Here is a 15327-nt window from a genome sequence, read left to right as displayed (position 1 = left end):
CGATTACGGTGCAACGCTGGTCACCGGTTTCGCCCGTATCCATGGCCACCCGGTGGGGATCGTCGCCAACAACGGCGTGCTGTTCTCCGAATCTGCTCTCAAGGGTGCGCATTTCATCGAGCTGTGCGACAAGCGGATGGTGCCGCTGCTGTTCCTGCAGAACATCTCCGGCTTCATGGTCGGCCGCGATTATGAGGCCGGTGGCATCGCCAAACACGGCGCCAAGATGGTTACCGCGGTCGCATGCGCGCGGGTGCCCAAGCTGACCGTCGTGATCGGCGGCTCGTACGGGGCCGGCAACTATTCGATGTGCGGCCGGGCGTATTCGCCACGGTTTCTGTGGATGTGGCCGAACGCTCGGATCTCGGTGATGGGCGGCGAGCAGGCCGCCTCGGTGCTGGCCACCGTGCGGGGCGAGATGACCGCCGAGCAGGAAGAAGAATTCAAGGCGCCGATCCGTGAACAGTACGAAAGCCAGGGCAATCCGTACTACTCCACCGCCCGGCTCTGGGACGACGGCGTGATCGACCCCGCCGACACCAGAACCGTTCTCGGCCTGGCGCTCTCGGTCGTCGGGCAGGCACCCGTAGAGTCGGTCTCCTACGGCGTATTCCGGATGTGATGGCACAAATGAGTTTCGAAACGATTCTGGTCGCCAACCGTGGCGAGATCGCCGTGCGGGTCATCCGCACGCTGCGTGCGATGGGTATCCGCTCGGTCGCGGTGTTCAGCGATGCCGATGCCGGGGCCCGTCACGTGGCCGACGCGGACGTCGCGGTCGGAATAGGGCCCGCGCCCGCCCGCCAGAGCTATCTGAACATCGATGCCGTCATCGCGGCGGCCCGCCGCACCGGGGCGGGGGCGATCCATCCCGGTTACGGATTCCTTTCGGAGAATGCCGAATTCGCCGCCGCGCTGGAAGCGGCGGGCATCGTGTTCATCGGGCCTCCGGTGAAGGCGATCCAGACCATGGGCGACAAGATCGCCGCCAAGACCACGGTGTCGGCCTTCGGCGTGCCCGTCGTGCCGGGTATCGCCCGCCGGGGCCTGACCGACGACGATCTGATCGCCGCAGCCGAGGACATCGGGTATCCGGTGCTGGTCAAGCCGTCGGCCGGTGGCGGCGGCAAGGGCATGAGGGTGGTCCAGCGTCCGGCCGATCTGCCCGACGCGTTGGCCGGTGCCCGCCGGGAATCCGCGGCGGCCTTCGGCGACGACACGCTGTTCCTCGAGCGCTATGTGCTCAATCCGCGGCACATCGAGGTCCAGGTGCTGGCCGACCGCTACGGCAACGTGATCCATCTCGGCGAACGCGAATGCAGCCTGCAGCGCCGCCACCAGAAGGTGATCGAGGAGGCGCCGTCACCGCTGCTGGACGAGGCGACCCGGGTCCGCATCGGCGCCGCGGCATGTGACACCGCACGTAGTGTCGACTACACCGGTGCGGGCACCGTCGAATTCATCGTGTCGGCCGACCGCCCCGACGAGTTCTTCTTCATGGAGATGAACACCCGGCTGCAGGTGGAGCACCCGGTCACCGAGATGGTCACCGGCATCGATCTCGTCGAACAACAGGTGCGCATGGCGGCCGGCGACAAGCTGCCCGTGGTACAAAACGACATCACACTGCGCGGTCACGCGATCGAGGCGCGCATCTACGCCGAGGACCCGGAGCGCGGCTTTCTGCCAACCGGCGGCGAGGTGCTCGGCGTCGTCGAGCCGACCGGGGACGGCGTTCGCGTCGATTCCGGCCTGATGGCCGGCACCGTCGTCGGCAGCGAGTACGACCCGATGCTGGCCAAGGTGATCGCGCACGCCGGCGACCGAGCGGCGGCGCTGCGTGCTCTCGACCGCGCGCTCGCCGACACAGCGGTGCTGGGCGTGACGACAAACATCGAGTTTCTGCGCTTCCTGCTGGCCGACCCGGACGTCGTCGCCGGCCGTCTTGACACCGGACTATTGGACCGCCGGACAACCGATTTCATTGCCGCGCAACCGGGTAGCGAGGAGCTGATCGCCGCCGCGGCGTACAAATGGCTGCGCAGCTGGCCGATGCCCGCCGGTGACCTGTGGGAGGTGCCGTCGGGCTGGCGGATGGGCGAGCACGCGCCGACCACCATCCGACTGCATGCCGGCGAACGCACCGACCACGTGTACCTCACCGGCACCCCGCAGGCCGCGGGGGCGTCGGTGGAAGACGGCGAATCACGTGCGCTGCGTGCGACTCTCGACGGCGACCGGCTCGCGGTGACCCTGGACGGGCTGCGCACCTCGTACGTCGTCGCGGCGACTGACGGCCAGATCTGGCTGTCGGGAGCCGGCCGCACCACGGTGGTGGAAGAGGTGCGCGAAGCGCCGGTTCGCCCGGACGACGAGCACAGCGGGGACGCCGAACTCGTCAGCCCGATGCCGGGTTCGGTGGTGGCCGTCGGCGTTGAGGATGGCGCATCCGTCGACGCGGGTGCGATGGTCGTCGCGGTGGAGGCGATGAAGATGGAACACGCGCTGGCCGCGCCGGTCGACGGTGTGGTCGAACTACTCGTCGCCGTCGGCGACCAGGTCAAGGTGGGCCAGCCGCTGGCCCGAATCACGGCCGGCCGAGCCGGCAATCCAACAGAAGCAAGTGAGAAAGCAGAATAACCATGAGCGACTTTCTGGCCACCGGCATGCTGCCCGATCATTACGAGCAGCTCGCCAAGACGGTGCGCGACTTCGCCCAGAGGGTGGTGGCGCCCGTCGCCGCCAAGCATGACGAGGAGCATTCGTTCCCGTACGAAGTGGTGTCGGGGATGGCCGACATGGGACTGTTCGGGCTGCCCTTCCCCGAGGAGTACGGCGGCATGGGCGGCGACTACTTCGCGCTCTGCCTGGCCCTGGAGGAACTCGGCAAGGTCGACCAGAGCGTGGCGATCACCCTGGAGGCCGGCGTAGGGCTTGGCGCAATGCCGGTGTACCGCTTCGGCAATGAGGATCAGAAGCAGGAATGGTTGCCGCAGTTGACCAGTGGCCGCGCGCTGGCGGCGTTCGGCCTGACCGAGCCGGGTGGCGGCACCGACGCCGGAGCCACCAAGACCACGGCCCGGCTCGACGACGGGCACTGGATCATTAACGGCAGCAAGCAGTTCATCACCAACTCCGGAACCGACATCACCAAGCTGGTGACCGTCACCGCCGTCACCGGCAACCGGCAGGACGGCAAAGAGATCTCGACGATCCTGGTGCCCGTTCCCACACCGGGGTTCACCGCCGAACCCGCTTACAACAAGGTCGGCTGGAACGCGTCGGACACCCACCCGCTCAGCCTCGACGACGTGCGGGTCCCGGAGGGGAACCTGCTCGGTGAACGCGGCCGCGGCTACGCCAATTTCCTGCGCATCCTCGACGAGGGACGGATCGCAATCGCCGCGCTGTCGGTTGGCGCCGCGCAAGGCTGTGTCGACGAGAGCGTGCAGTACGCCAAGCAGCGAGAGGCGTTCGGCCAGGCCATCGGCGCCAACCAGGCCATCGCGTTCAAGATCGCGCGGATGGAAGCCCGGGCGCATACCGCCCGCACCGCGTACTACGACGCCGCCGCGCTGATGCTGTCCGGCAAGCCGTTCAAGAAGCAGGCCGCCATCGCCAAGCTGGTCGCCAGTGAGGCCGCGATGGACAACGCCCGCGACGCCACGCAGATCTTCGGCGGGTATGGATTCATGAACGAGTACCCCGTCGCGCGCCACTACCGCGACAGCAAAGTCCTCGAAATCGGCGAGGGGACAACGGAAGTGCAGCTGATGCTGATCGCGCGGGAGGCGGGACTGTGAGCGCGGGCGAAGGGCGCGTCGTCGAGCAGCGGGGCTTGTGGTACGAGGAGTTCGAGCCCGGTGTCACATACCTGCACCGGCCGGGGCGGACCCTCACCGAGGCCGACAACGTGCTGTTCACCACGCTGACCATGAACACTCAGGCGCTGCACCTGGACGCCGCGTTCGCCGACGCGCTGCCGCCGTTCAACCAGCGACTGGTCAACTCGATGTTCACCTTGTCGACCATGGTTGGCCTGTCCGTGGCACAGCTCACCCAGGGCACGATCGTCGCGAACCTCGGCTTTTCCGAGATCGCCTTTCCCAAACCGCTTTTCCACGGTGACACCCTGTACGCCGAGACGCTGGTCACCGAGAAGCGGGAATCCAAAAGCCGGCCCGGCGAAGGCGTTGTCACGCTCGCCCACACCGGCCGCAACCAGCACGGCGACATCGTGGCCACGGCGGTCCGCAAGACCATGGTGCGCAAACGGCCCGAGGGGGAGAAGTAGTGGCGCACCGCGCACGCGAGGAGCGAAACAGCCTGACCCAGACCGGCCCGGCCTGGCTGTTCTGCCCCGCCGATCGCCCGGAGCGGTTCGAAAAGGCCGCGGCGGCAGCCGATGTGGTGATTCTGGACCTGGAAGACGGTGTCGCCGCGAAAGATCGGGAAGCGGCCCGCAAGGCACTGGTCGACACCCCGCTGGACCCCGACCGAACCGTCGTCAGGATCAATCCCAGCACGACCGCCGACCACGAGCCCGACCTGAAGGCGGTCGCCCGCACCAAATACACGACGGTAATGCTGGCCAAGACCGAATCCGCGCAGCAGGTGAGCGCGCTGGCGCCGTTGGACGTGGTGGTGCTGATCGAAACGCCCTTGGGCGCGTTGGCGGTCACCGAGTCGGTGCGCGTGGACAACGCCATCGCCGTCATGTGGGGCGCCGAGGATCTGTTCGCGGCGACGGGCGGCACCGCCAACCGCAACGCCGACGGCGGCTACCGTGACGTCGCCAAGCATGTCCGCTCGCAGACATTGCTGGCCGCCAAGGCGTACGGACGCATGGCGCTGGATTCGGTGTACCTCGACATCAAGGACCTCGACGGCCTGCGCGCCGAGGTCGACGACGCGGTGGCGGTCGGGTTCGACGCCAAGGTTGGGATTCACCCGTCGCAGGTCGCGGTCATCCGGGCCGGATACGCGCCGACCGACGAGCAGGTCGAGTGGGCGCGACACGTGCTGGCGGCGGCCCGCGATGAGAGAGGCGTCTTCCAATTCGAGGGCATAATGGTAGATGCCCCAGTGCTGCGGCGAGCAGAGCGCATCGTCCAGCTAGCGCCTCACCCTGGCAACTAGCCGGCGGGCCTCTCACCAGGGGTTTTGCTCTGATCGCCTCCGTGCTGAGCACCTCACGGTCTGACGGCGAAACATGCCGTCACCGACAAGGAGGCGAGATGGCCGAGGTATGCGCGCCGGCTCCTATGCCGCTGACCGTCGACCTGGAGCCGGTAGAACTTGTAGCCCCCGACGGGACCCCAACCGCTGAGTCCCGGTATCCCCGCGATCTTCCCCCCGAGACGCTGGGCTGGCTGTACGAGATGATGGTCGTCACCCGAGCGCTCGACGGGGAATTCGTCAACCTGCAACGGCAAGGCGAGCTGGCGCTGTTCGCGTCATGCCGCGGACAGGAAGCCGCACAGATCGGCGCGACGGCCTGCCTTCGCAAGACCGACTGGTTGTTCCCGCAGTATCGGGAGATCGGCGCATTCCTGCTGCGCGGCATCACGCCGGGCCAGATGGGCGCCGTCTGGCGCGGCAAGTGGCACGGCGGGTTGGAGTTCACCAAGAAGTGCTGCGCGCCGATAGCCATCCCGATCGGCACCCAGGGGCTGCACGCGGTCGGTGCGGCGATGGCCGCGCAGCGCCTGGGCGAAGATTCGGTGACGGTGGCCTTCCTCGGCGACGGTGCGACCAGCGAGGGCGATGCGCACGAGGCGCTTAACCTGGCCGCGGTCTACAAGGCGCAGTGTGTGTTCTTCGTGCAGAACAACCAGTGGGCGATCTCGGTGCCGGTCAGCAGGCAACACGCCGCGCCGTCGATCGCGCATCGGGCTGTTGGCTACGGGATGCCGGGCATCCGGGTCGACGGCAACGACGTGCTGGCCTGTTACGCGGTGATGGCCGAGGCCGCGAAACGCGCCCGCGAGGGCGGCGGTCCGACGCTGATCGAAGCGGTCACCTACCGACTGGGCCCGCACACCACCTCTGACGACCCGACGCGTTACCGGTCGCAGGAAGAGCTGGACCACTGGACCGCTCTCGATCCGATTCCGCGCTACCGCACCTACTTGCAAAGTGTCGGCGTGTGGACCGAGCGGCTGGAGCGGCGCGTCACGGCGCGGTCCAAGCGGTTGTGCACCGAACTGCGCGAGGCGACCGTCGGCGCGCTCGACGTCGACGTCACCGAGTTGTTCGACACGGTGTACGCGGACATCACTCCGAACCTGGAATCCCAGCGCGACCAGCTGCTGGCCGAGCTGTCGAAGGAGTGCCTGGGCGAGCGAAGCGACGGGAGGGCAGGAGTATGACGCAGATCATCGAGCGGCCACCCAGTTTCGGGGATGACTCGCAAGAGCCCTCCATGTTCACGCCGGTTCCGACCGCCACGAATCTCACGATGGTGCAGGCGATCAACCGCGCATTGCACGACGCGATGGCAGCCGACGACCGGGTACTGGTGTTTGGCGAGGACGTCGCAAAGCTCGGCGGGGTATTCCGGGTTACCGAGGGCCTCACCGAAACCTTTGGCGACGGACGGTGTTTCGACACGCCGCTGGCCGAATCCGCCATCATCGGCGTTGCGATCGGGTTCGCCATTCGCGGCTTCGTGCCGGTTCCCGAGATCCAGTTCGACGGCTTCTCCTACCCGGCGTTCGACCAAATGGTCAGCCACTTGGCGAAGTATCGGATGCGCACCCACGGCGACATCGACATGCCGGTCACCGTGCGGATTCCGTCGTTCGGCGGAATCGGTGCGGTGGAACATCATTCGGAATCCACCGAAAGCTATTGGGTGCATACCGCCGGCCTGAAGGTCGTGGTTCCGTCGACGCCATCGGATGCGTACTGGCTGCTGCGGCACGCGATCGCTGGCCGCGATCCGGTGATCTACCTGGAACCCAAGCGGCGGTACTGGGCGCGTGAAGACGTCGACACCAGTTCCCCGGGGTTGCCGATCGGCCGGGCGGCCGTACGCCGCACCGGCGAAGACGTCACGGTGCTGACCTATGGCGGCCTGGTCCAAACCGCGTTGGCAGCAGCCGATTTGGCAGCGGACCAACACGGCTGGAATCTGGAGGTCGTCGACCTGCGCTCGCTGAACCCGCTCGACTTCGACACCGTCGCGGTATCGGTGCGCAAGACCGGACGCGCGGTGGTGGTCCATGAGGGTGCACGCACCCTGGGGTTCGGCGCCGAGCTGGCCGCCCGCATCCAGGAGGAGCTCTTCTACGACCTGGAGTCGCCGGTAATGCGTGCCACCGGTTTTGACACGCCTTACCCGCCAGCAAGGCTGGAGAAGCTGTGGCTGCCCGGCGTCGACCGGCTGATCGACTGCGTCGAGAAAGCCATGCGCCAGCCATGACCGGCCAGGATGTCAAGGACTTCCTGGTCCCCGACCTCGGCGAGGGCCTCGAGGACGCCACGATCACCGGCTGGAGTGTCGCGGTCGGCGATGACGTCGAACTCAACCAGACGCTGTGCACCGTGGAAACCAACAAGGCCGAGGTGGAGATACCGAGCCCCCACGCGGGCCGGATCGTCGAACTTGGTGGCGCCGAAGGGGACACGCTCGCCGTCGGCTCGGTTCTGGTTCGCATCGCCACCGAATCGCCGGTCGTCGCACAGAACGGCGCCGCGCCGGCACGCAAGCCCGTGCTGGTTGGCTACGGCGCCGACGACGAGATGGACACCAGCAGGCGGGCACCCGCGGAGGCTGGTGTCCGCGCCCGCGCCAAGCCGCCGGTGCGCAAGCTGGCCGCCGAGTTGCAGGTGGACCTGGCCGCGCTGTCGCCGGGCTCCGGCCCGGACGGAATCATCACCCGTGAGGACGTGCTGGCGGCGGCCGGAGAGTCCGGCGACGCCTTGGGCACGGTGGCGGTTGGCGGTGTGCAGGCCCGGATGGCTCACCGGATGGCCTTGTCGCGCAGCCAGATTCCCGACGCGCACGCCAGTGTTCAGGTCGACTGCTCGGCGCTGGTGCGGCTGCGCGACCATCTGCGTGCCGCCGCGGGGGAGGACGGTGTTCAGATCACGCCGTTCGTGCTGACGCTGCGACTGCTGACCATCGCGCTGACGCACCACCCGATCCTCAACTCGACCTGGGTGGACACCGCGGGTGGGGCGCACATCCACGTCCACTCCGCGGTGCACTTGGGATTCGGCGTCGCGGCACCCCGCGGACTGCTGGTGGCCGTGGTCAAGGACGCGCATAACAAGACGACGCGCGAGCTGGCCGCGACGGTGTCCCGGCTCGTCGATGAGGCACGCGCCGGGACGCTGAAACCGACCGAGATGCAGGGCTCTACGTTCACGGTGTCCAACTTCGGTGCGCTCGGGTTGGACGAGGGTGTGCCCATCATCAACTATCCGGAGGCCGCCATCCTCGGGATGGGGTCGCTGAAACCACGCCCGGTGGTCGTCGACGACGTCGTGGTGTCGAAGCCGACGATGACGCTGACGTGCGCGTTCGACCATCGTATCGCCGACGGCGCGCAGGTCGCGGGTTTCCTCGGCGAGCTTCGCGGGCTGATCGAAGCGCCGGAGCTGGCGCTGCTGGACCGGTAGGACTACTTGCGCCTGGCCGCGGCGAGCCGTTCGGCGAACTCCGGCGACTCGATCGACACCGCCTGCGGTCCCAGCTCGGTGTCCACCGCGATTGCGTGTTGGTCGGTATCCAGGGATCCCGGGTTGGCGGTGGCCCGCATCGACGCCTTGGTGGCGATGACGACATCCCGCGGCGCCGCCGCGGGCCCGGCGGCAAGCTCCCGGGCGGCCGCCACCGGGTCGTCGGCGACCTCGAGCGCCAACCCGTAACGTACCGCCGCGTCGGCGTCGAACCGCATGCCGAATAGCAGCGCCGCCCGGGCCGCCTGCACACCGACGGCGCGCTGAAGCATCCACGTCGCACCGCCGCCGGGGTGGATACCCAGCTTCTGGAACCGCGCATCGAACAGCGCCGCCGGTCCCGCGATGCGGACGTCCGCCGCCAGCGCCAGGTTCAATCCGGCGCCGACGGCCGCCCCATTGACCGCCGCGATCGTCGGCAATGCGCAGTTGGCCACCGCGAGGAAGCCGTCGTAGATGGACCGCAGACCGACTTCAGTTGCGTCGCCAAGCGCGGTCAGATCCGCGCCCGCGCAGAACGCCTTGCCCGCGCCGGTGACGATGAGTGCGTGCACATCGGTGTTCGACTCGGCCGCGTCGACCGCGGCGCGCAGCCCCGCCGAGATCTCGGCGGTGACGGCATTGCGGCGGTCGGGGTCGTTGACGGTAATGAGAGCGACGTGGTTCTCGACATGCACGAGGACGCGATCGGACATCGCTTCAGGCTAGTGACCGCCTACAGGGTTGCGGTGAGGGGTCCGAGGAGCTGGCAGTTCGGGGCGGGCAGGGTCGGGACGATGATGCCGCAGCCCCGTCCCGTCGAGACGTAGGTTGCGCCCGGGCGGTATGGCTCGTAGTAGATCTGTGCGACGTCCCGGCCCCTGGCTTGCATGCATCGAGTGCCCTCGTCGCCCTGAAGCGACAGGCACGCCACGCTCTGGTGGGGGTTGGCGGCGATCCCGCATGGACCCGACGTCACCGTGGCGGTGACCTTGGTGACGCCGCCGACGTTCACCACCTGCGGGGGCGACAGCGTGAATCCGCACGGTGAAGGAGGCCACGGCTCGGCGCGTGCGACGCCCACACCCGCGACGCCACTCAGCGCGACGGTCAACGCCACCCAGATAGTCATGACGACCCGGATCATGTCTGGATGCTAACCGCCCAGCAGCTGCAAACCGAACAGGTTGACGCACGCCGAGGTGTTGCAGTTACCGACACCGTTCGCAAATAACGACAGCGGCATGATGGCGATGTTGATACCGCCACCGGTGTTGTTGCCCGAATTCTGACTGAAGAACGGAACCCAGGCGATGTTGACGCCGCCGCCGGTGTTATTGCCCGAATCCTGGACAAAGGGATCCACATACGCGAGATTCAGACCGCCGTTGGTGTTGTTGCCGTTTCTGGTGCCGAAGCCTCCCACGAACGCCAGGTTGGTACCGGAGCTGTTGTCACCGATGACGGTGTTGTTGCCCGAATCCGTAGTGAAGGGTCCCACGACCGCCAGGTTGGCGCCGGTCTTGTCGCTGCCGTTGACGACGTTTGTGCCGGAATTGTCGTTGCCGATGCTCAGGATGGCCAGGTTGAGGCCCGAGCTATTGATGCCAACGACTGTGTTGTTGCCGGCGTTGTCGGTGTTGGCACCGCCAAGGATGCCGATCGCCAGGTTGCTGCCGAGGCTGTTGGCGCCTTGGACCGAGTTGTTGCCGGAGCCGTCGCTGTCGTTGCCCAGGAAGGCCAGGTTGGTGCCGAACACCCCGTCCACGACGGTGTTGTTGGCGACGTTGTTGTTGTTGTCGCCGAAACGGAAGATGTTAATGCCCGGTCCGGTGTTGGTGCCGCAGGGCTCGGTGGTGCAGCTGCCTCCGGTGCCGAAGTTGATCCCCTCGTCGGTCAGGGTGGGCGCCAGCGCCGCGGTGGGGGCGCTGGTCTGTGCGCTGGTGGTGTCGGAGCCGCGAATGATCACCGGACGGTTGGCGACCGTGGTGTCGGGTCTGACCAGTGTGAAGGGGCTCGAACCGCGCCCGGCCCGCGGATTGGTGGCGGTGCCGGACGACGATCCCGAGGTGATCCTGCCGATGACCGACCTGGCGGTGTCCGCGGCCGAGGAGATGGCGTCGCGGACGGGATTTCGATCACCGCCCGAATCGGCCTCATCGGCGCTGGCAATGCCGGCCGGTCCGAAGGTGGCCAGTGCCGTGGCCGCCGCCGCCACCACGATCCGCCGCTGGGCCTTTCGGCCGCCGATTTTGTGTTTGCCCATGGCCGAACCCCTTATGTTGTCCCGACTCGCGATCGGGATCGAGTGACCGTTCGTCGCCGTGGTCAGTATCGCACCGCGCCACCCTTGACACGATTTGATCCAGCGGAAGGTTCAACCAGGATCGTCTTCGCTGTCGTCGTCGACGAGGTAGTTCTCGGGGTGGTGGTAGTCGTTGACCCGGGTTTGGCCGGTGTCGAGGTGCGGCGGGGGAATCCATTCGGTGCGGCCGTCGTGGCGTTTTCGGATTGTCCAGCCACCCTCTTCGACGAGCCGGTTGTCGGGTCCGCAGGCGAGCGAGAGTTTGTCGATGTCGGTGGGTGCATCGCCGGCAGCCCAGCCGTCGTCGTGGTGGGCTTGGCACCAGTAGCCCGGACAGGTGCAGCCGGGGCGGGTGCAGCCTCGGTCCCTGGCGTGTAGCACGATGCGCTGGCCGGGTGAGGCCAGCCGCTTGGACCGCCCGAGATACAGCGGGGTTTGGGTGTGGTTGTCGAAGACGACCAGATAGTGGTGTGCGTGTGAGGCCAGCCGGATCAGATCGGGCATCGGCAGCAGTGAGCCGCCGGCGGTTACGGCTTGCCCGGCAGCGGATTCCAATTCCTTCAGTGTCGTGGAGACGATGATGGTGGCCGGTAGTCCGTTGTGCTGGGCCAACTGTCCGGAGGCCAACACTGAGCGGCCCATGGCTTTCAGCCCGTCGTGATTGCGCTGGCCCTGCGACCGCAAATCGTTTTGCGTCGCGGATTCCGCCGGTTCTCCGTCGACACACGGGGTTTCGTCATCAGGGTTGCACATTCCGGGCGCCGCCCACTTCGCCAACACCGCATCCAGCGTCGCCCGCGCCTCCGGGTCCAGCAGGCCGCGCAGCTCGCTCATCCCGTCGATACCCTGCCTGCCCAGCGTCAGGTAGCGGCGCCGGGCCCGATCGGTATCCGTGGGGGCGCTGCCGTCCTGGTTGAGCAGATAGGCCAACCGATCGGCGGCCTGGCGTAGCTGTGTTGGCCCCAATCCTGTTGCGATGCGCGCAAGGTGGGCCTCGGCTTTCGAGCGGGTTTCGATATCGACAGCGTCGGGCAGGTCTGAAAAGAACGAGCGGATGACCTTCACGTGCTCGGTATTGATGCTGCCCGCGGCGTGCGCTGCGGCGGTATTCGGAAGCCGCGGTTCGAGCAGCTCACCGGTCAGTGTGGTGCGTTCGCCCAAATCCTCGGCTTCGGCGATGCGTCGGCGGGCCTCGGCCGGGCTGATCCGCAACCGGGTCGCCAATACATTGGCCCACGACGATCCGCCCAACTCGCTCGGCGACGCCTCGGCCATCAGCCGGCAGATCAACTTGCGCGAAATCGCAGGAAGCTTCGACGCCAGCGTCTCCAACCGGCTTTGCACATTCAGTAGCTCGCTGTGGGTGAGCTGGCCCCAGGACAACGAGGCCAGGCGGTCGAAGTCGCCTTCTAAGGCGTCGAGGGTCGCCGTGACGGCCTCCCGATCATCACCCGAACGCATGTTCGAATACTATCGCCGCCCACCGACAAACCCGGGCACAGAAATCAAGGTGAAACCAAAGTGACGCAAGTGATTTGATCTAACCGGATGCTCAGTCGTTGGCCCACCGAACGAGAGACTCGGGTCGGTGACTCGGACGAATTAGCGCCCGGCACATCCGGCTCACCGACCGTAGGTATTCCGCGGCCGGAGGAGGCTGACCAGACACGCTGGGTCCCGCCGCGCTTCCGATACCACCGCCGGAGATGCTGCCCGCCCGGGGACCCGCGCCGCCCGCTCGCTCTGGAAGATGAACGTCTGTTCCGACGCCGTTCGGATAGCGGACCTCCACCGACCACTTGAGTCTGAGCTGCGGATTGGCCGTGATCTGAGCGTACCGTCGTCGAACGACAACATGTTGCGGCAATTTTGTGGGTCACGAGATATCGCTGAGCCGTGCCGAATTTCGGTGCGATCGTCGATAATGACGCGAATGGGCACGCAGGTCGTCGACATCGACACGATGCCGCGCGGCGGTCCGGACGCATCCCGGCTGGACAGGTTGCTGGAAACCGACACCCCGGAATACCTGGACCGCGACGACGTCGACCGTCTCAAGCGGAAGGTGGTCCGTGGACTAGAGCGGATGGGAAACCTGGCGGGGCACCACACGAAGTTCGCACGCATCGCGCTCGACGAGGTGGCTGACATTCCCGACCCCAAGATCCTCGAACTCGGGTCGGGTCACGGCGCACTGTCGCGCAAGCTGCTGCAGATGCACCCCACCGCGGAGCTGACGGTCACCGATATCGAGCCCACTTCAGTCGCCGAAATTGCGGCTGGCGACCTCGGCAGCCACCCGAGGGCGTCTGTCCGAACGATGGACGCCACCGCGATCGACGCGCCGGATGGGCACTTCGACCTGGCTGTTTTCGCGTTGTCGTTCCATCACCTGCCGCCGCGGGCGGCCGCACGCGTATTCGCCGAAGGCACCCGCGCCGCGGAGCGGCTGCTGATCATCGACATGGCACGGCCGCCGTCTGGAGTGCACATCATGCGGTTGGCGTTGTGGCTGCCGTTCGCTCCGGTGATGCCGCTTGCGCACGACGGCGTCATCAGCTCATTGCGTTCGTACAGCCGGTCGGCACTGCGTGCACTGGCCGAATACGCCGACCCGGCGATCGGCGTCGAACTCCGGGGCGGGTTCCTACGGCGCCAGGTCGTGGTCGCCACCCGCACCGGCTAGTGGTAGCGACCGGTTACCGTCAGGCAGATTTCGCGACTTGGCGTGGTGGCAATTCCGCGCGGCACTGACCGGGGTGGTTTTCTGCGGCGTTCGCGTGCGGGCATCTCCAACTCGACGGTTTTCATGATGGTGCCGATCGCGACGGCCAGCTCATGGTGGGCGAAACCCGCTCCGATGCATCGGCGGAATCCGCCGCCGAACGGCGCATACTCGAACGGCGTGGGCTTCGTCACCAGAAACCTTTCCGGGCAGAATGATTCGGGTTGTTTCCATACCGCGGGGTTGAAATGCAATGCCGGCAGGGCAATTCCGACCACGTCGTCGGCCGAGCAGGGAACACCGGCGACGGTGAGTGGCCCGGTGAGCTTGCGCAGCACCATCGGAACCGTCGGATGCATGCGCAGCGTCTCCTGTATCACCGCGGTCAAGTAGGGCAAGTTCGCGATTTCCTGCGGCGTGGCCGCACCCGACAGTTCATCGAGAAGCTTTCGGTGCACGGTGTCGTCGCGGTGGATGTGGTAGAGCGCCCAGGCCAACGACGTCGCGCTGGTGTCGTGCCCAGCCGCCAGCATCGTCCGAAGCTGTTCGCGCAGTGCGTCATCACCGAGGCCCCCGCCTTCTTCGTCGGTTGCGGCAAGGATCAGCTCGAGCATGTCGGTGCCGTGATCAGCCAACCGTCGCCGCTCCGCCATCTGCTCGGACAACAGGCGGTCGAGTTGGGTGCGGAAAGCGACGAGTCGCACCCACGGCCCTCGTCCGGCTATCGCGCGGCGTAGCCCGGGAAACAGCATCAGCGGAGCCGTGTTGGAGTTCATCAACCGGTTGATCAGCTCGGCGTATTCTGTGCGACGGTCTTGATCTGTGACGCCGAACAACACCCGGATGATGACGTCCAAGGCGATGGTCCGCGCCGCCGACGAGACGGCCATCCGGTCGCCCGGTTTCAGCTCCGCGATTTCGTCGGCCGCGGCGGCGGCAATCATGTCGACATACCCGCGCATGCGGTCGCCGTGAAAGGCAGGCATCAGAAGGCTGCGGGTTCGACGATGTGATGCACCGGACTGCAGGATCAATGATCCTTGTCCGACGATCGGCTCGATGGGATTGGGCAGCGGCGCGCGACAGACATTCGAGGGTGCGGTGAGTATGTCGCGGGCGGCTTCGACGGTGGAGAAGAACATCATCTCGTCGAGCCCGGGCGTCCTCAGTACGAACGGATCGGCGTCTGATGCGTGCCGGCGGAAAACGCCCTCGGTGTCGAAACCTGCCCAAACGGCACGCGCAAGCGCTGAGAACGCTTTGCTCGCAGATTTCGCCATCGTTCCCGTCCGGCTCGCGCAGAATGGTCAGCCCAGTATGGGCGAATAACCCCGGGTCAGTGCCCGACCTGGGCATTAACGAGGAAAACACTGGTGCCCCCGGCAGGTGCCCCCGGCAGTGTCTGGTTCCACGACATAATTGGCAGCTGTCTCGCGACATAGTTGGCACCTCAGCTGTCGTGGGAGGCCGGCCATGTCGAAGGCGCAGCTCGTCATCACCGCCGTCGTGTTGGAAGGACGCAGCAAAAGCGAAGTCGCCCGCGACTACGACGTCTCACGCACCTGGGTACAGCAACTGTGCAGACGCTATGAGGCCGAGGGGGCAGCGGCGTTTGAGCCGCGCTCGCGCC

16 protein-coding genes are annotated in these 15327 nt (G+C 66.7%); 11 read left to right on the top strand and 5 right to left on the bottom strand.

The genetic code is table 11. From position 1 onward, the window contains the following. From ACRDU5_RS00560 to ACRDU5_RS00525, 8 genes are all read left to right on the top strand, one after another. Positions 1-622, top strand: a 622-nt coding sequence (locus tag ACRDU5_RS00560; protein ID WP_526612275.1) for a carboxyl transferase domain-containing protein, incomplete at its 5' end; no start/stop codon positions are given. A gap of 8 nt (positions 623-630) precedes the next feature. Next, positions 631-2640, top strand: coding sequence for an acetyl/propionyl/methylcrotonyl-CoA carboxylase subunit alpha (locus ACRDU5_RS00555; protein WP_526612274.1), 2010 nt, complete (start codon positions 631-633; stop codon positions 2638-2640). Between the two features lie 2 nt (positions 2641-2642). After that, the gene (locus tag ACRDU5_RS00550) at positions 2643-3803 is read left to right on the top strand and encodes an acyl-CoA dehydrogenase family protein (protein ID WP_526612273.1); all 1161 of its coding nucleotides are present in this window, start codon (positions 2643-2645) and stop codon (positions 3801-3803) included. Continuing rightward, positions 3800-4294, top strand: coding sequence for a MaoC family dehydratase (locus tag ACRDU5_RS00545; protein ID WP_526612272.1), 495 nt, complete (start codon positions 3800-3802; stop codon positions 4292-4294). Before ACRDU5_RS00550 ends, ACRDU5_RS00545 begins: the two co-directional genes overlap by 4 nt. After that, positions 4294-5139 carry an HpcH/HpaI aldolase/citrate lyase family protein gene (locus tag ACRDU5_RS00540; RefSeq protein WP_526612271.1) on the top strand — a complete coding sequence of 282 codons (846 nt, stop codon included), beginning with the start codon at positions 4294-4296 and terminating at the stop codon, positions 5137-5139. Before ACRDU5_RS00545 ends, ACRDU5_RS00540 begins: the two co-directional genes overlap by 1 nt. A 98-nt stretch (positions 5140-5237) precedes the next feature. Beyond that, positions 5238-6371: a pyruvate dehydrogenase (acetyl-transferring) E1 component subunit alpha gene (gene pdhA / locus ACRDU5_RS00535; protein WP_526612270.1), complete on the top strand. Its 1134-nt coding sequence runs from the start codon at positions 5238-5240 to the stop codon at positions 6369-6371. Then, positions 6368-7426, top strand: coding sequence for an alpha-ketoacid dehydrogenase subunit beta (locus ACRDU5_RS00530; protein WP_526612269.1), 1059 nt, complete (start codon positions 6368-6370; stop codon positions 7424-7426). Before pdhA ends, ACRDU5_RS00530 begins: the two co-directional genes overlap by 4 nt. Then, entirely contained in the window at positions 7423-8628 is a 1206-nt protein-coding gene (locus tag ACRDU5_RS00525) for a 2-oxo acid dehydrogenase subunit E2 (protein WP_526612268.1), read from the top strand. Before ACRDU5_RS00530 ends, ACRDU5_RS00525 begins: the two co-directional genes overlap by 4 nt. A gap of 2 nt (positions 8629-8630) precedes the next feature. Here the strand turns inward: ACRDU5_RS00525 and ACRDU5_RS00520 are convergent, their stop codons facing one another. From ACRDU5_RS00520 to ACRDU5_RS00510, 3 genes are read right to left on the bottom strand one after another with little or no spacing between them, the layout of a single operon-like run. Beyond that, a complete protein-coding gene (locus tag ACRDU5_RS00520; protein WP_526612267.1) occupies positions 8631-9383 on the bottom strand; it encodes an enoyl-CoA hydratase in 753 nt (250 codons plus the stop codon). A gap of 20 nt (positions 9384-9403) precedes the next feature. After that, positions 9404-9814, bottom strand: a complete 411-nt coding sequence (locus tag ACRDU5_RS00515; RefSeq protein WP_526612266.1) for a hypothetical protein — start codon at positions 9812-9814, stop codon at positions 9404-9406. Positions 9815-9823: 9 nt separating this feature from the next. Continuing rightward, positions 9824-10435: a hypothetical protein gene (locus ACRDU5_RS00510; RefSeq protein ID WP_526612265.1), complete on the bottom strand. Its 612-nt coding sequence runs from the start codon at positions 10433-10435 to the stop codon at positions 9824-9826. Between the two features lie 52 nt (positions 10436-10487). Between ACRDU5_RS00510 and ACRDU5_RS00505 the strand changes: the two genes are divergently transcribed. Beyond that, the gene (locus ACRDU5_RS00505; protein WP_526612264.1) at positions 10488-10979 is read left to right on the top strand and encodes a hypothetical protein; all 492 of its coding nucleotides are present in this window, start codon (positions 10488-10490) and stop codon (positions 10977-10979) included. A gap of 65 nt (positions 10980-11044) precedes the next feature. Here the strand turns inward: ACRDU5_RS00505 and ACRDU5_RS00500 are convergent, their stop codons facing one another. Further along, positions 11045-12433 carry an HNH endonuclease signature motif containing protein gene (locus ACRDU5_RS00500; protein ID WP_526612263.1) on the bottom strand — a complete coding sequence of 463 codons (1389 nt, stop codon included), beginning with the start codon at positions 12431-12433 and terminating at the stop codon, positions 11045-11047. A gap of 463 nt (positions 12434-12896) precedes the next feature. On the opposite strand from ACRDU5_RS00500, the gene ACRDU5_RS00495 reads away from it, so the two are divergent. After that, positions 12897-13658 (top strand): class I SAM-dependent methyltransferase, encoded by a 762-nt coding sequence (locus tag ACRDU5_RS00495; RefSeq protein WP_526612262.1) that lies wholly within the window; start codon positions 12897-12899, stop codon positions 13656-13658. On the opposite strand, the gene ACRDU5_RS00490 is transcribed toward ACRDU5_RS00495, so the two are convergent. Continuing rightward, positions 13655-14977, bottom strand: coding sequence for a cytochrome P450 (locus ACRDU5_RS00490; protein ID WP_526612261.1), 1323 nt, complete (start codon positions 14975-14977; stop codon positions 13655-13657). The two genes, ACRDU5_RS00495 and ACRDU5_RS00490, sit on opposite strands and share 4 nt — an antisense overlap. 193 nt (positions 14978-15170) lie before the next feature. Between ACRDU5_RS00490 and ACRDU5_RS00485 the strand changes: the two genes are divergently transcribed. Beyond that, on the top strand, positions 15171-15327 hold a 157-nt coding region (locus ACRDU5_RS00485; protein ID WP_526612276.1), incomplete at its 3' end, for a helix-turn-helix domain-containing protein.

The sequence above is a fragment of the Mycobacterium sp. genome (assembly GCF_050701515.1).
Classification (GTDB): Bacteria; Actinomycetota; Actinomycetes; order Mycobacteriales; family Mycobacteriaceae; genus Mycobacterium.
The sequence above is the reverse complement of the archived record's forward strand: the minus strand, read 5'-3'. Positions and strand labels throughout refer to the sequence as shown.

Bases quoted from the DNA above. Each gene is read 5' to 3' on its own strand.
- ACRDU5_RS00525 (WP_526612268.1), top strand. From the start codon at position 7,423: ATGACCGGCCAGGATGTCAAGGACTTCCTGGTCCCCGACCTCGGCGAG.
- ACRDU5_RS00550 (WP_526612273.1), top strand. From the start codon at position 2,643: ATGAGCGACTTTCTGGCCACCGGCATGCTGCCCGATCATTACGAGCAG.
- ACRDU5_RS00520 (WP_526612267.1), bottom strand. From the start codon at position 9,383: ATGTCCGATCGCGTCCTCGTGCATGTCGAGAACCACGTCGCTCTCATT.
- ACRDU5_RS00495 (WP_526612262.1), top strand. From the start codon at position 12,897: ATGACGCGAATGGGCACGCAGGTCGTCGACATCGACACGATGCCGCGC.
- ACRDU5_RS00490 (WP_526612261.1), bottom strand. From the start codon at position 14,977: ATGGCGAAATCTGCGAGCAAAGCGTTCTCAGCGCTTGCGCGTGCCGTT.
- ACRDU5_RS00515 (WP_526612266.1), bottom strand. From the start codon at position 9,814: ATGATCCGGGTCGTCATGACTATCTGGGTGGCGTTGACCGTCGCGCTG.
- pdhA (WP_526612270.1), top strand. From the start codon at position 5,238: ATGGCCGAGGTATGCGCGCCGGCTCCTATGCCGCTGACCGTCGACCTG.
- ACRDU5_RS00505 (WP_526612264.1), top strand. From the start codon at position 10,488: ATGCCCGGTCCGGTGTTGGTGCCGCAGGGCTCGGTGGTGCAGCTGCCT.
- ACRDU5_RS00555 (WP_526612274.1), top strand. From the start codon at position 631: ATGAGTTTCGAAACGATTCTGGTCGCCAACCGTGGCGAGATCGCCGTG.
- ACRDU5_RS00530 (WP_526612269.1), top strand. From the start codon at position 6,368: ATGACGCAGATCATCGAGCGGCCACCCAGTTTCGGGGATGACTCGCAA.
- ACRDU5_RS00500 (WP_526612263.1), bottom strand. From the start codon at position 12,433: ATGCGTTCGGGTGATGATCGGGAGGCCGTCACGGCGACCCTCGACGCC.